Here is an 18,436-nt window from a genome sequence, read left to right as displayed (position 1 = left end):
CTCATATGTTCAATCGCATTTTTTCGTTGGCGCCGGGCTTCTTCGACGGCGGGGCGACCCAGGCACTGCTGTATCTCGATCCGGGCACGGGCAGCCTGCTGTTTTCCGTCATCCTGGGCATAGCCAGTACCGCCTATTTTGTCGCCCGCGACGTGCTGTACCGTCTCGCCAGCAGCATCAAGGTCCTGCTGTCCGGGCGCCAGGGGGCGCAGACCGGCGCCGATCCAACGGTGGAGCACCCGGTGGTGTTCTTCAGCGAGGGCAGGCAGTACCAGTCGACCTTCCGCCCACTGTTGCGGCAGATGGCGGAGCGGGGCCTGCCTTGCCTCTATCTCAGCAACGATGCCGACGATCCCCTGCTGGCGCTGCGCGACGACCCGGCGTATCCGCTGCTGCAGGTGCAGTTCATCGGCAGCGGCCACCTGGCCTGGGCGCGCATGCGCACGCTGCGGGCCCGCCTGGTCTGCATGACGACGCCGGGACTCGACGTCCTGCAACTGCGGCGCTCGCCCCACGTGCGGCACTACATGCACGTGGTGCACTCGCCCACCGACAAGTCGTTCAACCGGACCTACTCGTTCGACTTCTTCGACTCGGTGCTGATCAACGGGCCGCACCAGGAGCGCGTGCTGCGCGCGCTGGAACAGCTGCGCGGGCGCAAGGCGAAGGCGCTGTACAACGCGGGCTGCCTGTACTACGACAGCCTGTTGCCGAAGTACCAGGCGGCGCAACAGGCTGTCGACAGCGCGCGGGCCCAGGCGCCAGGGCGGCCGCTGCGCGTGCTGGTGGCGCCGACGTGGGGCAAGAACGGGCTGCTGGCGCGCTTCGGTGCCGCGCTGATCGCGCAGGCGGCGCGTGCGGACGTCGAGGTCGTCGTCCGGCCGCACCCCCAGTCGCGCGTGTCCGAGAGCGAGCTCCTGGAGCGGGTCCAGCGCGAGACGGCCGCGCTGCCCAACTGCAGCTGGGATGCCAGCCCCGATGCGGTGGCCGCGATGGCCGGCGCCGACATTCTCATCTCGGATATTTCCGGCATCGTGTTCGACTTCGCCTTCCTGACCGGGCGGCCGGTGCTGACGCTGGATTTCCCGATCGACAAGCGGGGCTTCGAGGCGATGGACCTGCCGTTCGAGCCATGGGAACTCGCCATCCTGGACCGCATCGGCCGGCGTATCGGCATGGATGACATGGCCGGGCTGGCCGACATCCTGGCACGGGAAGCCGCCGACGGGACGCGGGCGCAGCAGATCCGCCGCTTGCGCGACGAGTACGTCTGCAACTTCGGCTGCGCGAGCGCGGCGGCCGTCGACGAGATCGCGCGGCTGGCCGACCTGCGGCCGCACGTCAGTCAGGCCGCGGTGGTGGCGCCGCCGTTTGCCGCGGCCGTGCCGGCTGGCCGGTGATAGCTGGCAGGTGGTTGCTGGCCCGGCCAAGCGGGGCGGCCCTGGCGCTGTCAGTGCCGGTGGCGCTGGCCTGGGCCGTCGCATTCTGCGCGCAGCGGCTCGGCACGAGGCAGGGCACGGAGGCCGTCACGGCGGTCGGGTCCTCCCTCGGCCGCGTTTTGCTGTGGGGGCCGCTGTACGAGACGGTCCTGCTGCTGGCCGCGGCGGCGGCGCTGGCGCGGCTGTTGGCGCGGGACCATGCCGCCGCCGGCCTCATCTGCCTGGCATTCCTGTCCAGCCACGTGGCGCAACGGGGCGGCATTGCGCTGCTCTCGCTGCCGATGGCGTGGCTGCTGTCGCTGGGTGCCGTGCGGGCGGTCCGGCAACGCTGCCCGCGCTCTCGTGCCTGGCAAGTGGGGCTGCTGTTCCTCGTTCATGCCTGGTACAACGCCGCCCTGTTGTGGTTCTCGGCGTGACGCCGGAAAGGGCAAACGCCTAGGAGCGAGGCTCCCCGCCATCGCCATCCGGTGCACCAAGGCGGGACGGCAGCCGGGCAGCCTGCGTCGCGCGGAACCGGCGCACCATGAAATAGATGTAAACGCCGACCGCCGCCATGCCGCACGCCAGCGCCTCGCCCACGCCGATGAAATAACCGATCGCGGCCAGCATCAGCAGCACGACGACCAGGACGATCATACGCAGGGCCATGTAACCTCCGGTGACGGTGACGGCGCATGCCGCAGAGGGGAAATTATTGCCGAAATTGGAGGCTGTCCCCGATTTGTCGGGGAAATAATGTTGTTTCGACGATACGCCGCGCGCCACGGCGGTGCCCCAAGATCCCAACCGATAGCCACAAGTGATCAATTAGAGGAATCAATAGCAATTTGCTTATTGACGAAAGGCTTCGTGAAAATACCTACTTTGACAACTGGAGGGGTCTGCTAGAATCGAAGGATTTTTCAGAGCACCTAGGGAAGGCAGTACAGCAATGGATTCGTCATCTGACAAGAAAGAGGAACTGCGTCAACAACTGCGTCTGGCGGCGCTGGAATACCATGAGTGCCCGCGCCCGGGCAAGATCAGCGTGACGCCGACCAAGCAGCTGACCAACCAGCGCGACCTGGCGCTGGCCTACTCGCCCGGCGTTGCCGCTCCCTGCGAAGAAATCGTCATCGACCCGGCCGCCGCCTACAAGTACACGGCGCGCGGCAACCTGGTGGCCGTCATCTCGAACGGTACCGCGGTGTTGGGTCTGGGCAATATCGGCGCGCTCGCGTCGAAGCCCGTCATGGAAGGCAAGGGCGTGCTGTTCAAGAAGTTCGCCGGCATCGACGTGTTCGACATCGAGATCAACGAACAGGACCCGGACAAGCTGATCGACGTGATCGCCGCGCTGGAACCCACGTTCGGCGGCGTCAACCTGGAAGACATCAAGGCGCCCGAGTGCTTCTACATCGAGCGCGAGCTGCGCAAGCGCATGAAGATTCCCGTCTTCCACGACGACCAGCACGGCACCGCCATCATCGTGGGCGCCGCCATCCTGAACGGCATCGCGCTGGTGGGCAAGAACATCAAGGAATGCAAGCTGGTCGTGTCGGGCGCGGGTGCCGCGGCGCTGGCCTGCCTGGACCTGATCGTCGACCTGGGCTTCCCGATCGAGAACATCTACGTGACCGACCTGGCCGGCGTGGTCTACAAGGGCCGTACCGAGCTGATGGACCCGGACAAGGAACGCTTCGCCCGCGAGACGTCCGCCCGCACGCTGGGCGAAGTGATCGCCGACGCCGACATCTTCCTGGGCCTGTCCGCCGGCGGCGTACTGAAGCAGGACATGGTGCGCCAGATGGCCGCCAAGCCGATCATCCTGGCGCTGGCCAACCCGAATCCGGAGATCCTGCCGGAGGATGTCAAGGCCGTGCGCGACGACGCCGTCATCTGCACGGGCCGTTCCGACTATCCGAACCAGGTCAACAACGTCCTCTGCTTCCCGTACATCTTCCGCGGCGCACTCGATTGCGGCGCCAGCACGATCACGCGCGAAATGGAAATCGCCGTCGTGCACGCGATCGCCGAACTGGCGCACGCGGAGCAGTCCGACGTCGTCGCCACGACGTATGGCTTCACCAACCTGTCGTTCGGCCCGGAATACCTGATCCCGATGCCGTTCGACCCGCGCCTGTTGATCAAGATCGCGCCAGCGGTGGCCAAGGCGGCCGAGGAATCGGGCGTCGCCACCCGTCCGATCAAGAACCTGGAAGCGTACGCCGACAGCCTGCAGGAATTCGTCTACCGCAGCGGCACCTTCATGAAGCCGCTGTTCTCCGTGGCGAAGGGCACGCACCCGGACCTGAAACGCATCGTCTATGCCGAGGGCGAGGAAGAGCGCGTGCTGCGCGCCGTGCAGGTCGTCGTCGACGAGCGCCTGGCGCGCCCGATCCTGGTGGGGCGCCCGGCCGTGCTGGAACAGCGCATCGAGAAGTTCGGCCTGCGCCTGAAGCTGGGCATCGACTTCGACGTCATCAATCCTGACTACGACGACCGCTACCGCGAGTACTGGACCTCGTACTACGAGCTGACCAACCGCCGCGGCGTGACGGAGGAGTACGCGAAGCTGGAAATGCGCCGTCGCCACACGCTGATCGGCGCCATGATGATCAAGAAGGGCGATGCCGACGGCATGATCTGCGGCACCTTCGGCACCACGCAGCTGCACCTGCACTACATCGACCAGGTGCTGGGCAAGCGCCCCGGCGCCAACGTGTATGCGGCGATGAACGTGCTGGTGCTGCCGGAGCGCCAGCTGGTCATGGTGGACACGCACGTCAACGAGAACCCGACCGCCGAACAACTGGCCGAGATCACGCTGATGGCGGCCGAGGAGATGCGCCGCTTCGGGCTGTCGCCGTCCGTCGCGCTGCTGTCGCACTCGAACTTCGGCTCCTCCAACAGCGAGTCGGCGCAGAAGATGCGTGCCACGCTGAAGCTGGTGCAGGAGCAGGCGCCGGACCTGGAAATCGACGGCGAAATGCACGGCGACACGGCGCTCGATTCGAAGCTGCGCAAGAAGCTGATGCCGAACTCGCGCCTGGAGCGCGATGCCAACCTGCTGGTGGCGCCGAACATCGACTCCGCCAACATCGCCTACAACCTCGTCAAGACGGCGGCCGGCAACGGCATCGCCATCGGCCCGATCCTCCTGGGCTGCGCGGCACCGGTGCACATCCTGACGCCATCCGCGACGGTGCGCCGCATCGTCAACATGACGGCGCTGTGCGTCGTCGACGTGGTGGCGCAGCGCAAGGGCTGATCCGCGGCCAGTGACGCAACCCGCGGTGACAGGCCCCCATCTTCAGGTCGAAGACCCGAAGATGGGGGCCTGTCACCATGGGCCTGGGCTGTTTACATCGCCATGCGGGCGCGCTAGAGTAGCCCCATGACCGACCTCATCCTCGCCATCGCGCATCACCTGGCTGTTTTCGGCATCGCGGCCGTGCTGGCTGGCGAGCTGGCGCTGATGCGTCCCGCGGCGATGTCGCCGCACACGGTGCGGCTGCTGGGCCGCTTCGATGCGGCCTACGGCGTGCTGGCCATCGCCGTCCTGGCGATCGGCTTCGGGCGCGTCTGGTTCGGCGCCAAGGGGCCGGACTTCTATCTTCCCAATCACGTGTTCTGGACCAAGGTGGCCGCCTTTGCCGTCGTCGGCCTGCTGTCCATCAAGCCGACCTTGCGCATCCTGGCATGGCAGAAGGCGCTGAAGGCTGACGCCGCTTTCGTGCCGCCGGCCGACGAGATCGCCGCGCTGCGCCGGCGCATGCTGGCCGAAATCCACGTCTTCGCGCTGATTCCGATCCTTGCCGCGATGATGGCGCGAGGGATCGGGCTGGGTTGAACGCTTGCTCTCTGCAAGCCACCGCTTTTTCCGAATATTACCAGGCGTTTCTGCTCACTCGACCGTTCCCTGTTTGGTGCATTATTTGCAACAATCGAGGGTCGGCACCTGCCGGCCTTTCTTTTTCGATTCGATTGACCAAACAAGGAGCCCGCGATGCTACAACGAATGCTGTGTGCCGCCCTGCTGGCGGCAAGTGCCTGCGCGCAGGCGCAGGAAACCACGTGGAACTTCACCTACCAGGGCTTCCTGGACGCCGAGACGGGCGTGTTCGACGCTGCCCGCACGCTGACGGGGACATTCAGCGGCACGGATGGCAACGCCGATGGCATCGTCGCGCTGGACGAAGTCACCGTCCTGACGGTGGATGGGCGAAACTATCTGTCGCCCTTCGACGGCGGCTGCGTGGCGTCGGAAAGTCCGTACCTGCGCTGCAGCGTTAGCCGGTTCAGCTATGCCCGGACCGGGGAGCTGGTCTTCAACGTCGGCTACGGCGGCCATGACGAGTTCTTCACGAGCTGGTATGGCGGCGTGCGCACGGGCGACCGGATCACGTTCGGCCGCCAAACCGGCATGGAGAGCTCGGAAACGAACTACCTGTGGACCGAGCGCACGGCCTTCAGCATCACGCCCGCGCCCGTGCCGGAACCAGCCATGCTGCCGATGGCACTGGCCGGCCTGGCCGTGGTCGGGCTCGCGCGCCGCCGGGCTAAAGTTTCCGTGTAACAAGATGTAATTAATGTAATTCGCCTGCCCCGCCAGGGCGTCCGGTATGCATGCCTCTGTTACAATGTTGGGCTTCACGGTCGATTCGTTTCTGGGTACCCAACACTATGCAAACCATCAAACGCGCCCTGGTAACGGGCATTTCCGGCCAGGATGGCGCCTATCTTGCGCAGCTGCTGCTGGAAAAAGGCTACGAGGTCACCGGCACGTTCCGCCGCACGAGCTCCGTCAACTTCTGGCGCATCGAGGAACTGGGCATCCAGGATCATCCGAACCTGAAGCTGGTCGAGCATGACCTGACGGACCTGTCGTCCTCGATCCGCCTGCTGCAGAACGGCCAGTTCGGCGAGATCTACAACCTGGCGGCACAAAGCTTCGTCGGCGTCTCGTTCGAGCAGCCGATCACGACCGCCGAGATCACCGGCCTGGGTGCCGTGAACCTGCTGGAAGCCATCCGCATCGTCGATCCGAAGATCCGCTTCTACCAGGCGTCCACGTCCGAGATGTTCGGCAAGGTGCAGGCGATCCCGCAAAAGGAAGATACGCCGTTCTATCCGCGCAGCCCGTACGGCGTGGCGAAGCTGTATGCGCATTGGATGACCGTCAATTACCGCGAGTCGTACGGCATCTTCGGCTGCTCCGGCATCCTGTTCAACCACGAGTCGCCGCTGCGCGGCCGCGAGTTCGTCACCCGCAAGATCACCGATTCCGTCGCCAAGATCAAGCTGGGCAAGCTGGACGTGCTGGAGCTGGGCAACCTCGATGCCAAGCGCGACTGGGGCTTCGCCAAGGAATACGTGGAAGGCATGTGGCGCATCCTGCAGGCCGACCAGCCCGATACCTATGTGCTGGCGACGAACCGCACGGAGACCGTGCGCGACTTCGTGACGATGGCGTTCAAGGCCGTCGACATCGCCATCGAATGGCAGGGCGCGGGCGAGACCGAGACGGGCCACGATGCCCAGAGCGGCAAGGTGCTGGTGCGTATCAGCCCGAAATACTACCGGCCGGCGGAAGTGGACCTGCTGATCGGCGACCCGGCCAAGGCCAAGGCCGTGCTGGGCTGGGAACCGAAGACCACGCTGGAAGAGCTGTGCCAGATGATGGTCGAGGCCGACCTGCGCCGCAACAGCGCCGGCTTCTCGTTCTGACATGAGCGCCGTGCTGCCGCCGTTGCAGTTGTTGTCCGGCGCTCGCGAAGGCGCCGGCAAGCGCGCGCTGGTCACGGGCATCGCCGGCTTTACGGGCCGCTATGTCGCGCAGGAACTGGCACTGGCGGGCTACGAGGTATTCGGTACGTCCACGCCAGGCGGCACGCTGCCGGCCAACGTCATCGGCGTCGACCTGCTGGACCGTGATGGCCTGGCCGCCGCGGTGCGCGAGATCGCGCCGGACGTCGTCGTGCACCTGGCCGCGATCGCGTTCGTCGCCCACTCGGACGTCGAGCAGATCTATCGCGTCAACGTCGTCGGCACCCGCAACCTGCTGGAAGCGCTGGCGCAGGCGCCGAAGCAACCGGCCGCCGTGCTGGTCGCGTCCAGCGCGAACATCTACGGCAATACCGACGTGCCGGTAATCCACGAGGAGGTGCCGGCGGCACCCGCCAACGACTACGCCGTCAGCAAGCTGGCGATGGAGTACATGGCGCGCCTGTGGATGGACAAGCTGCCCATCGTCATGGTCCGCCCGTTCAACTACACGGGCGTGGGCCAGGCCGACAACTTCCTGTTGCCGAAGATCGTGTCGCACTTCCGCCGCAAGGAAGCGCGCATCGAACTGGGCAACCTGCACGTGTGGCGCGATTTTTCCGACGTGCGCATGGTGGCCGCGGCCTACCGCCACCTGCTGGCGGCGGCACCGGGCGGCAGCGCCGCACAGCGCGTCTTCAACGTCAGCTCCGGCACCGCCTACTCGCTGGGCGAAGTGCTGGACATGATGGCCGACATCGCCGGCTACCGCATCGACGTACACGTCAACCCCGCCTTCGTGCGTGCCAACGAAGTCGAGCGCCTGACCGGCGACAACCGGCGCCTGCAGGCCGTCGTTGGCCCGATCGCGCCCCCGCCACTGGCGGCAACGCTGCGCTGGATGTACGAGGCGTGACACCCGGGCTGCTCCGCATCGGCCTGGCGACGACGACGACGGAACCCGGGCTGACGGGCGGCCGCCTCGATGGCATCGGCGTCTACAGCAACGCGTTGCTGCGCGAGCTGCCCGCGGTCGGCTGCGCGGTGCATCCCTTCTCGTTCGGCCCGGCCACGGCATTGACCGTCGGCCGGCCGCTGCCGCGCTCCCTGCCGCTGGCGATGCTGGCCGACCTGGCCGGCGCGCGCATGGCGCTGGACGTAGACATCTTCCATGCCACCGACTACCGCATCGTGCGCATGGACTGCCCGGTCGTCGCCACGCTGCACGACGCGCTGCCCATCGCGCATCCGGAGTGGTGCAATCCGCGCCTGCGCGGCCTCAAGAACCGTCTGCAGGCACGCGGCGCGCGCCAGGCCGACCACGTCATCGCCGTCAGCCATTATGCGATCGCGGAACTGGTGCAGTACTTCGGCGTGGACGAGCGCCGCATCAGCGTCGTCCACAACGGCGTCGACGAAGCATGGCTCGATGCCGTGCCGGCCGAGCGGGTCGAGCTGACGCTGCGCGAGCTGGGCCTGCGTGCGGGCTACTTCCTGACGGTCGGCACGCTGCAGCCGCGCAAGAACATCGAACGGCTGCTGCAGGCCTATCTCGGCCTGCCGGCCAGCATCCGCGCGCAGCGCCAGCTCGTCATCGTCGGCGCGCCCGGCGCGCGCAGCGAGGACGTGGTCAACCGCATCCGCGCCGCCCAGCAGAACGGCGAGAACGTCGTCTGGCTGGACCGCCTGACCAGCTTCGAGCAGTTGCGCCACGTGTATGCCGGCGCTGGCGTGTTCGTGTTCCCGTCGCTGTATGAAGGGTTCGGCATCCCCGTCGTCGAGGCGTTTGCCTCCGGGGTGCCGGTGGTGGCGTCCAACGCGACCTCCATCCCCGAGGTATCGGCTGGTGCCGCGATCGACGTCGATCCGTTGTCGGTCGCTGCCATCGGCGGCGCCATGCTGGAGCTGGCGCGCGACGAAGCATTGCGGCGCCGCTGCAGCGCGGCCGGCACCGTCCGGGCATTGCAGCTGACATGGCGCGAGACGGCGCGCAAGACCGCGGCCGTGTACCGCTCGATCCTCAAGTAATCCAAGCCATGCGCGTTCTTCACTTCTACAAGACCTATTTTCCCGAGTCCCGCGGCGGCGTCGAGCAGGTAATCCGCCAGATGTGCGTGGGCACGAGCCGCCTGGGCGTGACGAACGAGGTGCTGACGCTGACCCGCGGCGGCGCCGCCGACAGCTTCGACATCGACGGTCACCTGGTGCACCGCGTGCCGCAGGCATTCGAGATCGCCTCGAACTCGGTGTCGTATGGCGTCATCGGCAAGCTGGCCGAGCTGGCGCGCCAGGCCGACGTGATCCACTACCACTTCCCGTGGCCCTTCATGGACCTGGCGCATTTCATGGCGCGCATCGGCAAGCCCAGCGTCGTCACGTACCACTCCGACATCGTGCGCCAGAAGGCGCTCTTGAAGCTGTACTCGCCGCTGATGCGCCGCTTCCTGGCCAGTGTGGATGCGATCGTCGCCACGTCGCCGAATTACTTCGCGTCGTCCGAGGTGCTGAAGCGCTACAACGGCAAGGTCCACACCATCCCGTTCGGACTGGACAAGTCCACCTATCCGCTGCCGCGCGCCGACCTGCTGGACAAGTGGCGGGCCCGCGTGGGCGATCGCTTTTTCCTGTTCGTCGGCGTGCTGCGCTACTACAAGGGCTTGCACATCCTGCTGGACGCGATGGCGCAGCTGGACTACCCCGTCGTCATCGTCGGCGCCGGTCCCATCGAGCAGGAACTGAAGCAGCACGCGGCGCGCCTGGGCCTGACGCACGTGCAGTTCGTCGGCGCGGTGGACGAGGACGACAAGGTGGCGCTGCTGACGCTGTGCTACGCGATGGCGTTCCCGTCTCACCTGCGCTCGGAAGCTTTCGGCATCTCCCTGCTGGAAGGCGCGATGTACGGCAAGCCGATGATCTCCAGCGAGATCGGCACGGGCACCACCTACATCAACAGCGACGGCGAGACGGGCCTGGTGGTACCGCCCAGCGACCCGGACGCGTTCGCCGCGGCCATGCGCACGCTGTGGGAGAACCCGCAACTGGCGGCGGACATGGGCCGCCGCGCCGAAGCGCGGTATTGGGAACTGTTCGCGGCCGAAAAGATGGCGCAGGACTACCTGGACCTGTATAACCGCCTGGTAGGCTGACCGGCCACTGCGCTACAGCCCAGCCCGTGTCCCACCATGGTGACTGACCCCGTGGTGGGACACGGGCTGGGCCGTTGGGCTAGCGTTCCGCCCACTTGTCCTTGATGGCGCAGATGGCGGGCAGTTGCTGCAGGAACAGGTCGACCAGCTCCGGGTCGAAGTGGCGGCCTTTTTGCTGCTTCAGGTAGTCGACCGTTTCCTCGACGGGCCAGGCGGCCTTGTACGGCCGGGCCGAGGTCAGCGCGTCGAACACGTCGGCGATCGCGACGATGCGCCCGACCAGCGGGATCGCGCTGCCGGCCAGGCCGTTCGGGTAGCCGCTGCCGTCCCATTTCTCGTGGTGCGTCAGCGCGATGTCGCGTGCCAGCTTGAGCATGCCGTGCGGGTGCTCGCCGATGATATCGCCGCCGATCAGCGCATGCGACTGCATGATGGCCCACTCTTCCTTGTCCAGCGCGGCCGGCTTCTGCAGGATACGGTCGGGAATGCCGATCTTGCCCACGTCGTGCATGGGCGCCGCGTGCAGCAGGTCGTCCGCCTGGGTCTCGTCCATGCCGACCGCCACGCCCAGCAGGCGCGCGTAGTGGCTCATGCGGATGACGTGCATGCCCGTCTCGTTGTCCTTGTACTCGGCGGCCAGGCCCAGGCGCTGCACGATCTGCAGCCGGGTTTCCTTCAGCTCGTCCATCCGCACCAGCGACAGGTGCGTGCGCACGCGCGCACGCACGATGGGCGCGCTGACGGGCTTCGTGATGTAGTCGACGGCGCCGGCATCGAAGCCTTCCACTTCGTCCTCCGGCGACGACAGGGCGGTGACGAAGATCACGGGAATGCCGGCCGTGGCCGGATCGGCCTTGAGCTGGCGGCACGCGTCGTGGCCGCTCATGCCCGGCATCATGACGTCGAGCAGGATCAGGGCGGGCCGTTCCTGCCGCGCCAGCTCCAGGGCCCGGGCACCGTCCTTGGCAAACAGCAGGCGGTACTGGTCCTGCAGGATCTGCCGCAGCAGCTGCAGGTTCGATGCCTCGTCGTCCACCGCGAGGATGAGCGGCGGCTGCGGCGTGGTGGCGGCGGGTCTGAAGGTCAGGTCGTTCATGACTGGATTTCGGTAGCGGTTTGGAAGACCGTGGCGAGGATCATATTAAGCCTCGTTTCGGCCAACGTGAAGTCGAAATCGCCCAGCGCCATCTGCAATGGCGCCAGCACGGCCGGGGCGACGTGGCCCTGCAGCGCCAGCGACAGCCGGGCCAGCGCGTCGTCGTCCAGCGCGCCGCGGGCCAGCGCCCGCTGCAGCGCGGCGGCAGCGGCCTGCACGGTGGCACGGTCCAGCGTCGCGCTGGCGGCGGGTGCCTCGGCCGCGGGTGCGTCGGGGCAGCGCCCTTGTGCCGCCCGCGCCTGCGCCAGTTGCGGTGCCAGGCGCGCCAGGGCCGTCGCCAGCGCGTTGCGGGCCTGGTCGAGGGCGGGGCCGTGCGGCGCGGCCGTGCAGGCCGTCGCGCATTGCTCGACCTCGGCCAGCAGCACGGCCAGCTGTTCGAAGCCGACGTTGGCGGCCACGCCACGGACGCGGTGCGCCAGCATTTGCACGGCCGCGTGGTCGTTGCGTCCCGCCAGCGCCGTCAACGTCGTATCGCAGCCGCCATGCTCCTCGGCGAAGCGGCACAATGCGGCCTGCAGCGCGGCATCGTTGCCGCCCCAGCGCAGCAGCGCGGCGGCGCGGTTCAGTACCTGCGGGCCGCCTGCGCTCAACGCGACCATGGCCCCGACCGCCTCCAGGCCCAGCACGCGCGCAATTTCGTGCGACAGCGCATACCAGTCGACCGGCTTGGAGGCGAAACCGTCCATCCCGGCCGCCATGCTGGCCTTGCGGTGGGCCTCGAGCACGCTAGCCGTCATGGCGACGATCGGCACGCGCGGGCGGCCATTGCACTGCGCCTCGGCACGGATGATGCGGGTGGCGGCCAGCCCGTCCACGTGGGGCATCTGCACGTCCATCAGGATCACGTCGAAGTCGTGGCGCGCGGCCAGGTCGGCCGCGTGGGCACCGTCGTGCGCCAAGGCCAGCGTGTGGCCGCGCTTGGTCATCAGGAGGCCCAGCAGCTCCAGGTTCTGCGCCACGTCGTCGGCCGCCAGCACGCGCAGGGGCGGCAGGTCGAACGCGATGCGCTGGCGCTGGCGCTGCTGTTGCAGGCGTTCCGGCTGGCGCGCGGGTGTCAGCGGCAGCAGCACGTGGAAGGTGGTGCCCTGGCCCGGCGTGCTGTCGGCCCAGATGCGCCCGCCCATCAGTTCCACCAGCTGCTTGCTGATCGTGGTGCCCAGGCCCGTGCCGCCGAAGCGGCGCGTCATCGACGCGTCGGCCTGGGTGAACGGGTCGAAGATGGCGGCCAGCCGGTCCGCCGCGATGCCGATGCCGGTGTCGGTCACGGCGATGCGCAGGTGCTCGCCGTCGGGGGCGGCACGCAGCGTGACGCTGCCGGCGGCGGTGAACTTGATGGCGTTGTCGAGCAGGTTGGTCAGCACCTGGCGCATGCGCAGCTCGTCGCCATGGTGCCACGGCGACAGCTCGGGCGCGTAGGCGATGTTCAGCGCCAGCCCCTTGCTGCGGGCAGTCGTGTTGTAGGTCGACGAGAGCTGGTCGATCAGCGCCAGCAGGTTGTAGTCGTCCAGCTCCAGCTGCACGGCACCCTTTTCCAGCTTGGCCATGTCGAGGATCTCGTTGAGGAGGCGCAGCAGTGCGCGGCCCGCATTGCGCACCGTGTCCAGGTGGGCGCGCTGCTGCGGCTGCAGCTCGCCGTCCAGCAGCACGTCCGTGAAGCCCAGGATGGCGTTCATCGGCGTGCGGATCTCATGGCTCATGTTGGCCACGAACGAGGCGCGTGCGGCGGCGGCCTGCTCGGCCTTCTCCTTGGCCAGGCGCAGGTCCTCCTCCATCTGGCGGCGCTCCGTGATGTCGAGGATGACGCCGTCGACCCAGCGCGGCAGGCCATCGTCGCCCATGACGGGGGCGCCGTGTTCCCACACCCAGCGCCAGCCGCCGTCCGCATGGCGCAGCCGGTACTCGACCGTGTAGGCATGGCCGGCGCCGACGGCTTCGCCGCACAACGCCATCACGCGCGGCAGGTCGGCCGGCGAGATGGCCTCGATCAGCGTGCGGCAGCGACCCGGTCCCGTGAAGTCGGCGGCCGGATAGCCCGTCACCAGCTCGACGCCGTCACTGAGGAATTCGATCGTGTAGTCGGCATCGGCATGGCAGCGGAACGAGATGCCGGGGATGTTGCCGATCAGGGAGCGGAACTGGCGTTCGCTGTCGCGCAGGGCCTGCATGATGGCGCGCCGTTCGCTGATGTCGGTAATGAACAGCACGAACAGGTCGCGGCCCGTCAGGCGGGCATGGCCCACGGCGCGCCGGATCGGCACGTGGCTGCCGTCCTTGCGCAGGCCCAGCACCTCGCTGCCGGCGCGCGTCAGCTGGTCGTCGCCCGTCTTCAGGTAGTACAGGAAGCCGCTTTGTTCGGACGCGGCGGTGTCGGCCATCAGCGTGGCGATATGGCGCCCGACGATCTCGTCGCGGTGCCAGCCGAAGATGCGCTCGGCCGAGAGGTTGAATTCCTGGATCGTGCCGTCCCGGTCGACGGTGATGACGCCATCCACGGTGGTGGTCAGCAGGGCCCGCATCCAGCTTTCGCTGCGGTGCAGCTGGCGGTACATCTCGCGGTAGCGCAGCAGGCCGTTGGCACCGATGACCACCACCGTAAACAGCACGCTGATGGCACTGACGGCCAGCGCGACGAAATCGGTGCTGCCGGCGCTGCCGCCGGGCGCGGGCGTTCCCACGAAACGGGCCGCCGCCATGCCCGTGTAGTGCATCCCGGCGATGGCGCAGCCCATCACGAGGGCGCTGATGGCCAGGCGCTGGCGATGGCCCAGCCGCTCGCGCAGGCCGCGCAAGCCGAAGCGCACGCCCAGCGCCACGGTCGCCAGCACGACGGCGACGACGATCGACAGCGCGAACATCCAGGGATCGTAGCGCAGCTGCAGGCCCGTATGCATGGCAGCCATGCCGCTGTAGTGCATGGCGCCGATACCGGCGCCGACCAGCACGCCGCCGGTGAGCAGCACGCCGCGGGTCAGCGTGGCACGGCGCAGGATCGTCAGCGCGACAAAGGAAGCGCCAAGGCCCGGCAGCAGCGACAGGAACGTCACGGCGGGATCGTAGTGGGTGGACGTGCACAGGTCGAACGCGAGCATGCCGATGAAGTGCATGGCCCAGATCCCGGAACCCAATGCCAGCGAGCCAGCCAGCAGGGCGCCCATGCGCAGCACGGGACTGGTCGCACTGCGCGAATGGCCGGCCATCTGCAGGCCCATCAGCGACGCGAACACGGCCACCAGCAGCGACAGCACGACCAGCTGCGGGTCATACACGCCATACTGCAGCAGCGAAGGGTTCGCCGGCGGCGAGAACAGGTCGGTCAGCGTAGTCATGGGCAAGGGGGCGAGGTTCACCACACCTTACCATATTTTCCCCTTGGAAATTAATGAACGGAAATTACGTACCCCGACAGCGGGCCAAGGCATGACCCGCGTTGCGGTACCGCGACAGGCGTGAAAAACGGTGACAGTCACCTTTTCGGAAAAGGGTGACTGTCACCGTTTTTCACGGCCGGGCCCGGCGCTTATTACTTCTTGCTTAACGTCCTGTTAGGTTGTACGATGACATACAACCTGCGGCTGCTCTCGCTGGAGACCGAGAGATCGACCATAACCAAACCAAGTGATCCTATGAAGCTGAACGAGCCTGTAAGCCAGCAGAGCGCTGGCCCGCGCGGTGCCATCGCCGTCGGTAACTACCGCTGGACGATCTGTGCGCTGCTGTTCTTTGCCACCACCGTCAACTACCTGGACCGCCAGGTCCTGAGCCTGCTGGCGCCGCAACTGACGAAGGAGTTCAACTGGTCCAACACGGACTACGCCAACATCACGGCCGCGTTCCAGTTCGTCTACGCGCTGTCGATGGTCTTTGCCGGCCCGATCGTCGACCGCATCGGCACCAAGCGCGCCTACATGTGGGCCATCGCCGTCTGGTCCGGCGGCGCCATCATGCATGCCTACTCGGTGCCGATGGGCCATGCCGTCGGCAGCGCCATGGGTGCGCTGGGCATGGTGGCGGCGCCAGCGTCGATCATCGGCTTCATGATCTCGCGTGCCGTGCTGGCGGTGGGCGAGGCGGGCAACTTCCCGGCCGCGATCAAGGCGACGGCCGAGTATTTCCCGAAGCGCGAGCGTTCGTTCGCGACCGGCATCTTCAACTCCGGCGCCAATATCGGCGCGATCCTGGCACCGCTGACGGTGCCGTGGATCGCCATCAACTGGGGCTGGCAGGCCGCGTTCATCGTCATCGGTGCCATCGGCTTCGTCTGGATGATCGCGTGGCAGATGCTGTTCGACACGCCGGAGCGGCAGAAGCGCCTGTCGAAGGACGAGCTGGCGTACATCCGCAGCGACACCACGGCGCCAGTGGCCGGCGCGCCCGCCAGCGCCAAGGTGCCCTGGTTCCGCCTGCTGGCCTACCGCCAGACGTGGGCCTTCGCCTTCGGCAAGTTCATGACGGACGGCGTCTGGTGGTTCTTCCTGTTCTGGCTGCCCAAATACCTGGCGTCCACCTACGGCATGGGCCCGGCCGACATCGTGGTGCCGCTGGCGGTGTTGTACAGCATGACGATGGTCGGCAGCATCGGCGGTGGTTACTTCCCCGCCTACTTCATGGACAAGGGCGAGTCGCCCTACGATGGCCGCATGAAGGCGATGCTGGTGATCGCCTGCTTCCCGCTGGTCGTGCTGCTGGCGCAGCCGCTGGGCTCCATCAGCTACTGGATGCCGGTACTGCTGATCGGCATCGGCGCCTCGGCGCACCAGGCCTGGTCGGCCAACCTGTTCACCACCGTGTCCGACATGTTCCCGCAGCGCACCGTCGCCTCCGTCATCGGCATCGGCGGCATGGCCGGCGGACTGGGTGGCGTGGCCGTGTCGAAAGTGGGCGGCTGGCTGTTCGACTACTACGGCGCCATGGGCCAGCTGGCCACGGGCTACATGATCATGTTCGCGTTCTGCGCGCTCGCCTACCTGCTGGCGTGGGGCGTGATGAAGACGCTGGTGCCGCGCTACAAGGAAATCACGGACATCTGATGCGCTCATTGCTCTGTGTCGCCCTGCTGGCTGCGGCGGGGCAGGCCGGCGCCACCGGCATCGCCGTGCGGCCCTACGGCGTGACAGCTGCCGGCACCAACGTCGAACGGGTCACGCTGACCAATGACCGCGGCATGCAGCTGTCCTACATCGACTACGGTGCCACCATCGTGGCCGCCACGGCGGCCGACCGGAGCGGTGCACGCCGCAACGTCGTCCTCGACCTGCCCGACCTGGCCGCCTACCAGCGCAGCACGCGCAAGTGGGGCGCCATCATCGGCCGCTATGCGGGCCGCATCGGCGGCGCGCGCTATACCCTGGATGGCAAGACCGTGCAGCTGCAGCCGAACCTGCGCGGCCTGACGATCCACGGCGGCCCGCCCGGCTACGAACACCGCGTCTGGCAGCGCCGCGACTTCGCCGACAGTGCGTCGATCGGTTCCGTCTATACGCTGGTCAGTCCTGACGGCGACCAGTCCTTTCCCGGCAAGCTGGCGCTGCGCGTGACGTACCGCCTGCTGCGCGCCAGCGACGAGTTCCGCATCGAATACGAAGCGGTGACGGACGCGCCGACGGTCGTCAATTTCACGAACCACGCCTACTTCAACCTGGCTGGCGCCGGCAGCCGGGGCCTCGCCACGCACCGCTTCCAGATCGACGCCGACCGCTACGCCGTCACGGACGCGAACCGCGTGCCGACGGGAGAGCTGGCCAGCGTGGCGCAAACGCCGCTGGACTTTCGCCGTCCCGCCAGCGCCGCCGCGCGGCTGCAGGGGCCATCCGCGCTGCTGGGCGATCCCCCCGGATTCGACCACAGCCTGGTATTGACCAAGGCGCCCGGCAAGCTGGCGCGCGTGGCCGTCATCGACGACACGGCCAGCGGCATCCGCATGACGGTCGGGACGACCGAACCGTCGGCCCAGTTCTACACGGCCAACGCGTTCGACGGGAAAGAGGTGGGCAGCAGCGGCACGGCCTACGAGCGTTACGACGGCTTCGCGTTCGAGACGCAGCACTTGCCGGACAGCCCGAACCAGCCGGCATTTCCATCCACGGCACTGCGGCCTGGCGACGTGTTCCGCTCCGTGACCAGCTTCCGCTTCACCCGGCAATAGTCCCTGGGAAGCAGGGCCCGGAGGCGGGATCGCCGATTCCTGGCGCGCGCCCCTCAGCCGGCGCGCCGCCGGCGCAGCGAGGTGGCCAGGATGCCGGCCAGCCCCAGCCCCAGCATGCCATACTGGGCCGGTTCCGGGACAGCCGGGATCGGCGCGCCGGCGGGCAGGACGAGCGTCCGGGTGCGCGGCGTCCACGTCCAGTACTCGCCACGGCCGTGCTGGGTGCTGTAGCGGTAATACTGGCCGGCGACGAGCGTCACACCCCAGGGGAACATGTCGTCGCTGACGTGGAAGGTGGCGGCAAACGATGGATTGCTGCCGGGCGTGTACGAGAAGCTGCTCAGGCAGTTCCAGATCACGCCACCGTCCGTGCAGCTGCTGCCGGCCGTGTAATACACGTCGGACCATTCGAATTCGATGACCTCATCGTGTGAGAAGGTGCCGTCGCCGTTGCGGTCGTCGACGTCGAAGTAGGCAATCTGTTGCAGGTGCGCTTGGAACGACTGCGTGTAGATCTCGTCATGGAAACCCTGGTAGACCACCTTCAGATGCTGCACCTCCGCCCTCGCGATACCGCAGGCCGCGAGCCCTGCCATCAAAGCCATTTTCTTCAGCATTTGCCTCTCCCGTCGGTTAGCGGCGCATCCAGCTACGTGCCGCGGAGATTTTCGCATGATTGCATCGCGTTTAATATTTCGGCGGTCGGGCGCGCAACAGTATTCAAATGCAAGTCTGTCCGATTAATACTCTGCCGGCCTCGCGGAATCTGGCTAAGAAAAAATATCTGGCATTGCAATCCAGAGCTTGG

At 67.1% G+C, this 18,436-nt stretch carries 15 protein-coding genes; 11 read left to right on the top strand and 4 right to left on the bottom strand.

Features of this window, described 5'->3' with window-relative positions; translation table 11 throughout:
* The first annotated feature begins 5 nt into the window (after nt 1-5).
* The gene (locus PX653_RS18250) at nt 6-1,400 is read left to right on the top strand and encodes a CDP-glycerol glycerophosphotransferase family protein (RefSeq protein ID WP_277414169.1); all 1,395 of its coding nucleotides are present in this window, start codon (nt 6-8) and stop codon (nt 1,398-1,400) included.
* A gap of 14 nt (nt 1,401-1,414) precedes the next feature.
* A complete protein-coding gene (locus PX653_RS18245) occupies nt 1,415-1,855 on the top strand; it encodes a hypothetical protein (RefSeq protein ID WP_277414168.1) in 441 nt (146 codons plus the stop codon).
* Between the two features lie 19 nt (nt 1,856-1,874).
* Here the strand turns inward: PX653_RS18245 and PX653_RS18240 are convergent, their stop codons facing one another.
* Nucleotides 1,875-2,204 carry a hypothetical protein gene (locus PX653_RS18240; RefSeq protein ID WP_277414167.1) on the bottom strand — a complete coding sequence of 110 codons (330 nt, stop codon included), beginning with the start codon at nt 2,202-2,204 and terminating at the stop codon, nt 1,875-1,877.
* Between the two features lie 166 nt (nt 2,205-2,370).
* Between PX653_RS18240 and PX653_RS18235 the strand changes: the two genes are divergently transcribed.
* From PX653_RS18235 to PX653_RS18205, 7 genes are all read left to right on the top strand, one after another.
* Nucleotides 2,371-4,689 carry an NADP-dependent malic enzyme gene (locus PX653_RS18235; protein ID WP_277414166.1) on the top strand — a complete coding sequence of 773 codons (2,319 nt, stop codon included), beginning with the start codon at nt 2,371-2,373 and terminating at the stop codon, nt 4,687-4,689.
* 126 nt (nt 4,690-4,815) lie between these two features.
* A complete protein-coding gene (locus PX653_RS18230; RefSeq protein ID WP_277414165.1) occupies nt 4,816-5,271 on the top strand; it encodes a DUF2214 family protein in 456 nt (151 codons plus the stop codon).
* A gap of 156 nt (nt 5,272-5,427) precedes the next feature.
* Nucleotides 5,428-5,997 (top strand): PEP-CTERM sorting domain-containing protein, encoded by a 570-nt coding sequence (locus PX653_RS18225; protein ID WP_277414164.1) that lies wholly within the window; start codon nt 5,428-5,430, stop codon nt 5,995-5,997.
* A 107-nt stretch (nt 5,998-6,104) separates the two neighbouring features.
* Nucleotides 6,105-7,148 carry a GDP-mannose 4,6-dehydratase gene (gene gmd / locus PX653_RS18220; RefSeq protein ID WP_277414163.1) on the top strand — a complete coding sequence of 348 codons (1,044 nt, stop codon included), beginning with the start codon at nt 6,105-6,107 and terminating at the stop codon, nt 7,146-7,148.
* A gap of 1 nt (nt 7,149) precedes the next feature.
* On the top strand, nt 7,150-8,100 hold the full coding sequence (locus tag PX653_RS18215) for an NAD-dependent epimerase/dehydratase family protein (protein WP_277414162.1): 951 nt from the start codon (nt 7,150-7,152) through the stop codon (nt 8,098-8,100).
* Nucleotides 8,097-9,212 (top strand): glycosyltransferase family 4 protein, encoded by a 1,116-nt coding sequence (locus tag PX653_RS18210; protein WP_277414161.1) that lies wholly within the window; start codon nt 8,097-8,099, stop codon nt 9,210-9,212. The genes PX653_RS18215 and PX653_RS18210 overlap by 4 nt, the downstream gene beginning before the upstream one ends.
* Nucleotides 9,213-9,220: 8 nt before the next feature.
* Nucleotides 9,221-10,330 carry a glycosyltransferase family 4 protein gene (locus PX653_RS18205; protein WP_277414160.1) on the top strand — a complete coding sequence of 370 codons (1,110 nt, stop codon included), beginning with the start codon at nt 9,221-9,223 and terminating at the stop codon, nt 10,328-10,330.
* 79 nt (nt 10,331-10,409) lie between these two features.
* On the opposite strand, the gene PX653_RS18200 is transcribed toward PX653_RS18205, so the two are convergent.
* Together PX653_RS18200 and PX653_RS18195 are read right to left on the bottom strand one after the other, a co-directional pair.
* On the bottom strand, nt 10,410-11,426 hold the full coding sequence (locus PX653_RS18200; RefSeq protein WP_277414159.1) for a response regulator: 1,017 nt from the start codon (nt 11,424-11,426) through the stop codon (nt 10,410-10,412).
* Nucleotides 11,423-14,812 carry an MHYT domain-containing protein gene (locus PX653_RS18195; RefSeq protein ID WP_277414158.1) on the bottom strand — a complete coding sequence of 1,130 codons (3,390 nt, stop codon included), beginning with the start codon at nt 14,810-14,812 and terminating at the stop codon, nt 11,423-11,425. The genes PX653_RS18200 and PX653_RS18195 overlap by 4 nt, the downstream gene beginning before the upstream one ends.
* Before the next feature lie 297 nt (nt 14,813-15,109).
* Here PX653_RS18195 and PX653_RS18190 point away from each other — a divergent pair, with 297 nt between their 5' ends.
* Nucleotides 15,110-16,513: an MFS transporter gene (locus PX653_RS18190; RefSeq protein WP_277414157.1), complete on the top strand. Its 1,404-nt coding sequence runs from the start codon at nt 15,110-15,112 to the stop codon at nt 16,511-16,513.
* Entirely contained in the window at nt 16,513-17,628 is a 1,116-nt protein-coding gene (locus PX653_RS18185) for an aldose epimerase family protein (protein WP_277414156.1), read from the top strand. Before PX653_RS18190 ends, PX653_RS18185 begins: the two co-directional genes overlap by 1 nt.
* Before the next feature lie 53 nt (nt 17,629-17,681).
* Here PX653_RS18185 and PX653_RS18180 read toward each other — a convergent pair whose 3' ends face one another.
* Complete coding sequence (locus tag PX653_RS18180; protein ID WP_277414155.1) at nt 17,682-18,245, bottom strand: PEP-CTERM sorting domain-containing protein; 564 nt, start codon at nt 18,243-18,245, stop codon at nt 17,682-17,684.
* Nucleotides 18,246-18,436 lie beyond the last annotated feature (191 nt).

Origin of the sequence: Pseudoduganella chitinolytica, assembly GCF_029028125.1 — a bacterium.
GTDB lineage: Bacteria > Pseudomonadota > Gammaproteobacteria > Burkholderiales > Burkholderiaceae_D > Rugamonas > Rugamonas chitinolytica.
This window is presented reverse-complemented; position numbering and strand designations above follow the sequence as displayed.

Coding starts and splice junctions, on each gene's coding strand:
- PX653_RS18225 (WP_277414164.1), top strand. CDS start 5,428: ATGCTACAACGAATGCTGTGTGCCGCCCTGCTGGCGGCAAGTGCCTGC.
- PX653_RS18235 (WP_277414166.1), top strand. CDS start 2,371: ATGGATTCGTCATCTGACAAGAAAGAGGAACTGCGTCAACAACTGCGT.
- PX653_RS18215 (WP_277414162.1), top strand. CDS start 7,150: ATGAGCGCCGTGCTGCCGCCGTTGCAGTTGTTGTCCGGCGCTCGCGAA.
- gmd (WP_277414163.1), top strand. CDS start 6,105: ATGCAAACCATCAAACGCGCCCTGGTAACGGGCATTTCCGGCCAGGAT.
- PX653_RS18200 (WP_277414159.1), bottom strand. CDS start 11,426: ATGAACGACCTGACCTTCAGACCCGCCGCCACCACGCCGCAGCCGCCG.
- PX653_RS18230 (WP_277414165.1), top strand. CDS start 4,816: ATGACCGACCTCATCCTCGCCATCGCGCATCACCTGGCTGTTTTCGGC.
- PX653_RS18205 (WP_277414160.1), top strand. CDS start 9,221: ATGCGCGTTCTTCACTTCTACAAGACCTATTTTCCCGAGTCCCGCGGC.
- PX653_RS18180 (WP_277414155.1), bottom strand. CDS start 18,245: ATGCTGAAGAAAATGGCTTTGATGGCAGGGCTCGCGGCCTGCGGTATC.
- PX653_RS18250 (WP_277414169.1), top strand. CDS start 6: ATGTTCAATCGCATTTTTTCGTTGGCGCCGGGCTTCTTCGACGGCGGG.
- PX653_RS18195 (WP_277414158.1), bottom strand. CDS start 14,812: ATGACTACGCTGACCGACCTGTTCTCGCCGCCGGCGAACCCTTCGCTG.
- PX653_RS18190 (WP_277414157.1), top strand. CDS start 15,110: ATGAAGCTGAACGAGCCTGTAAGCCAGCAGAGCGCTGGCCCGCGCGGT.
- PX653_RS18185 (WP_277414156.1), top strand. CDS start 16,513: ATGCGCTCATTGCTCTGTGTCGCCCTGCTGGCTGCGGCGGGGCAGGCC.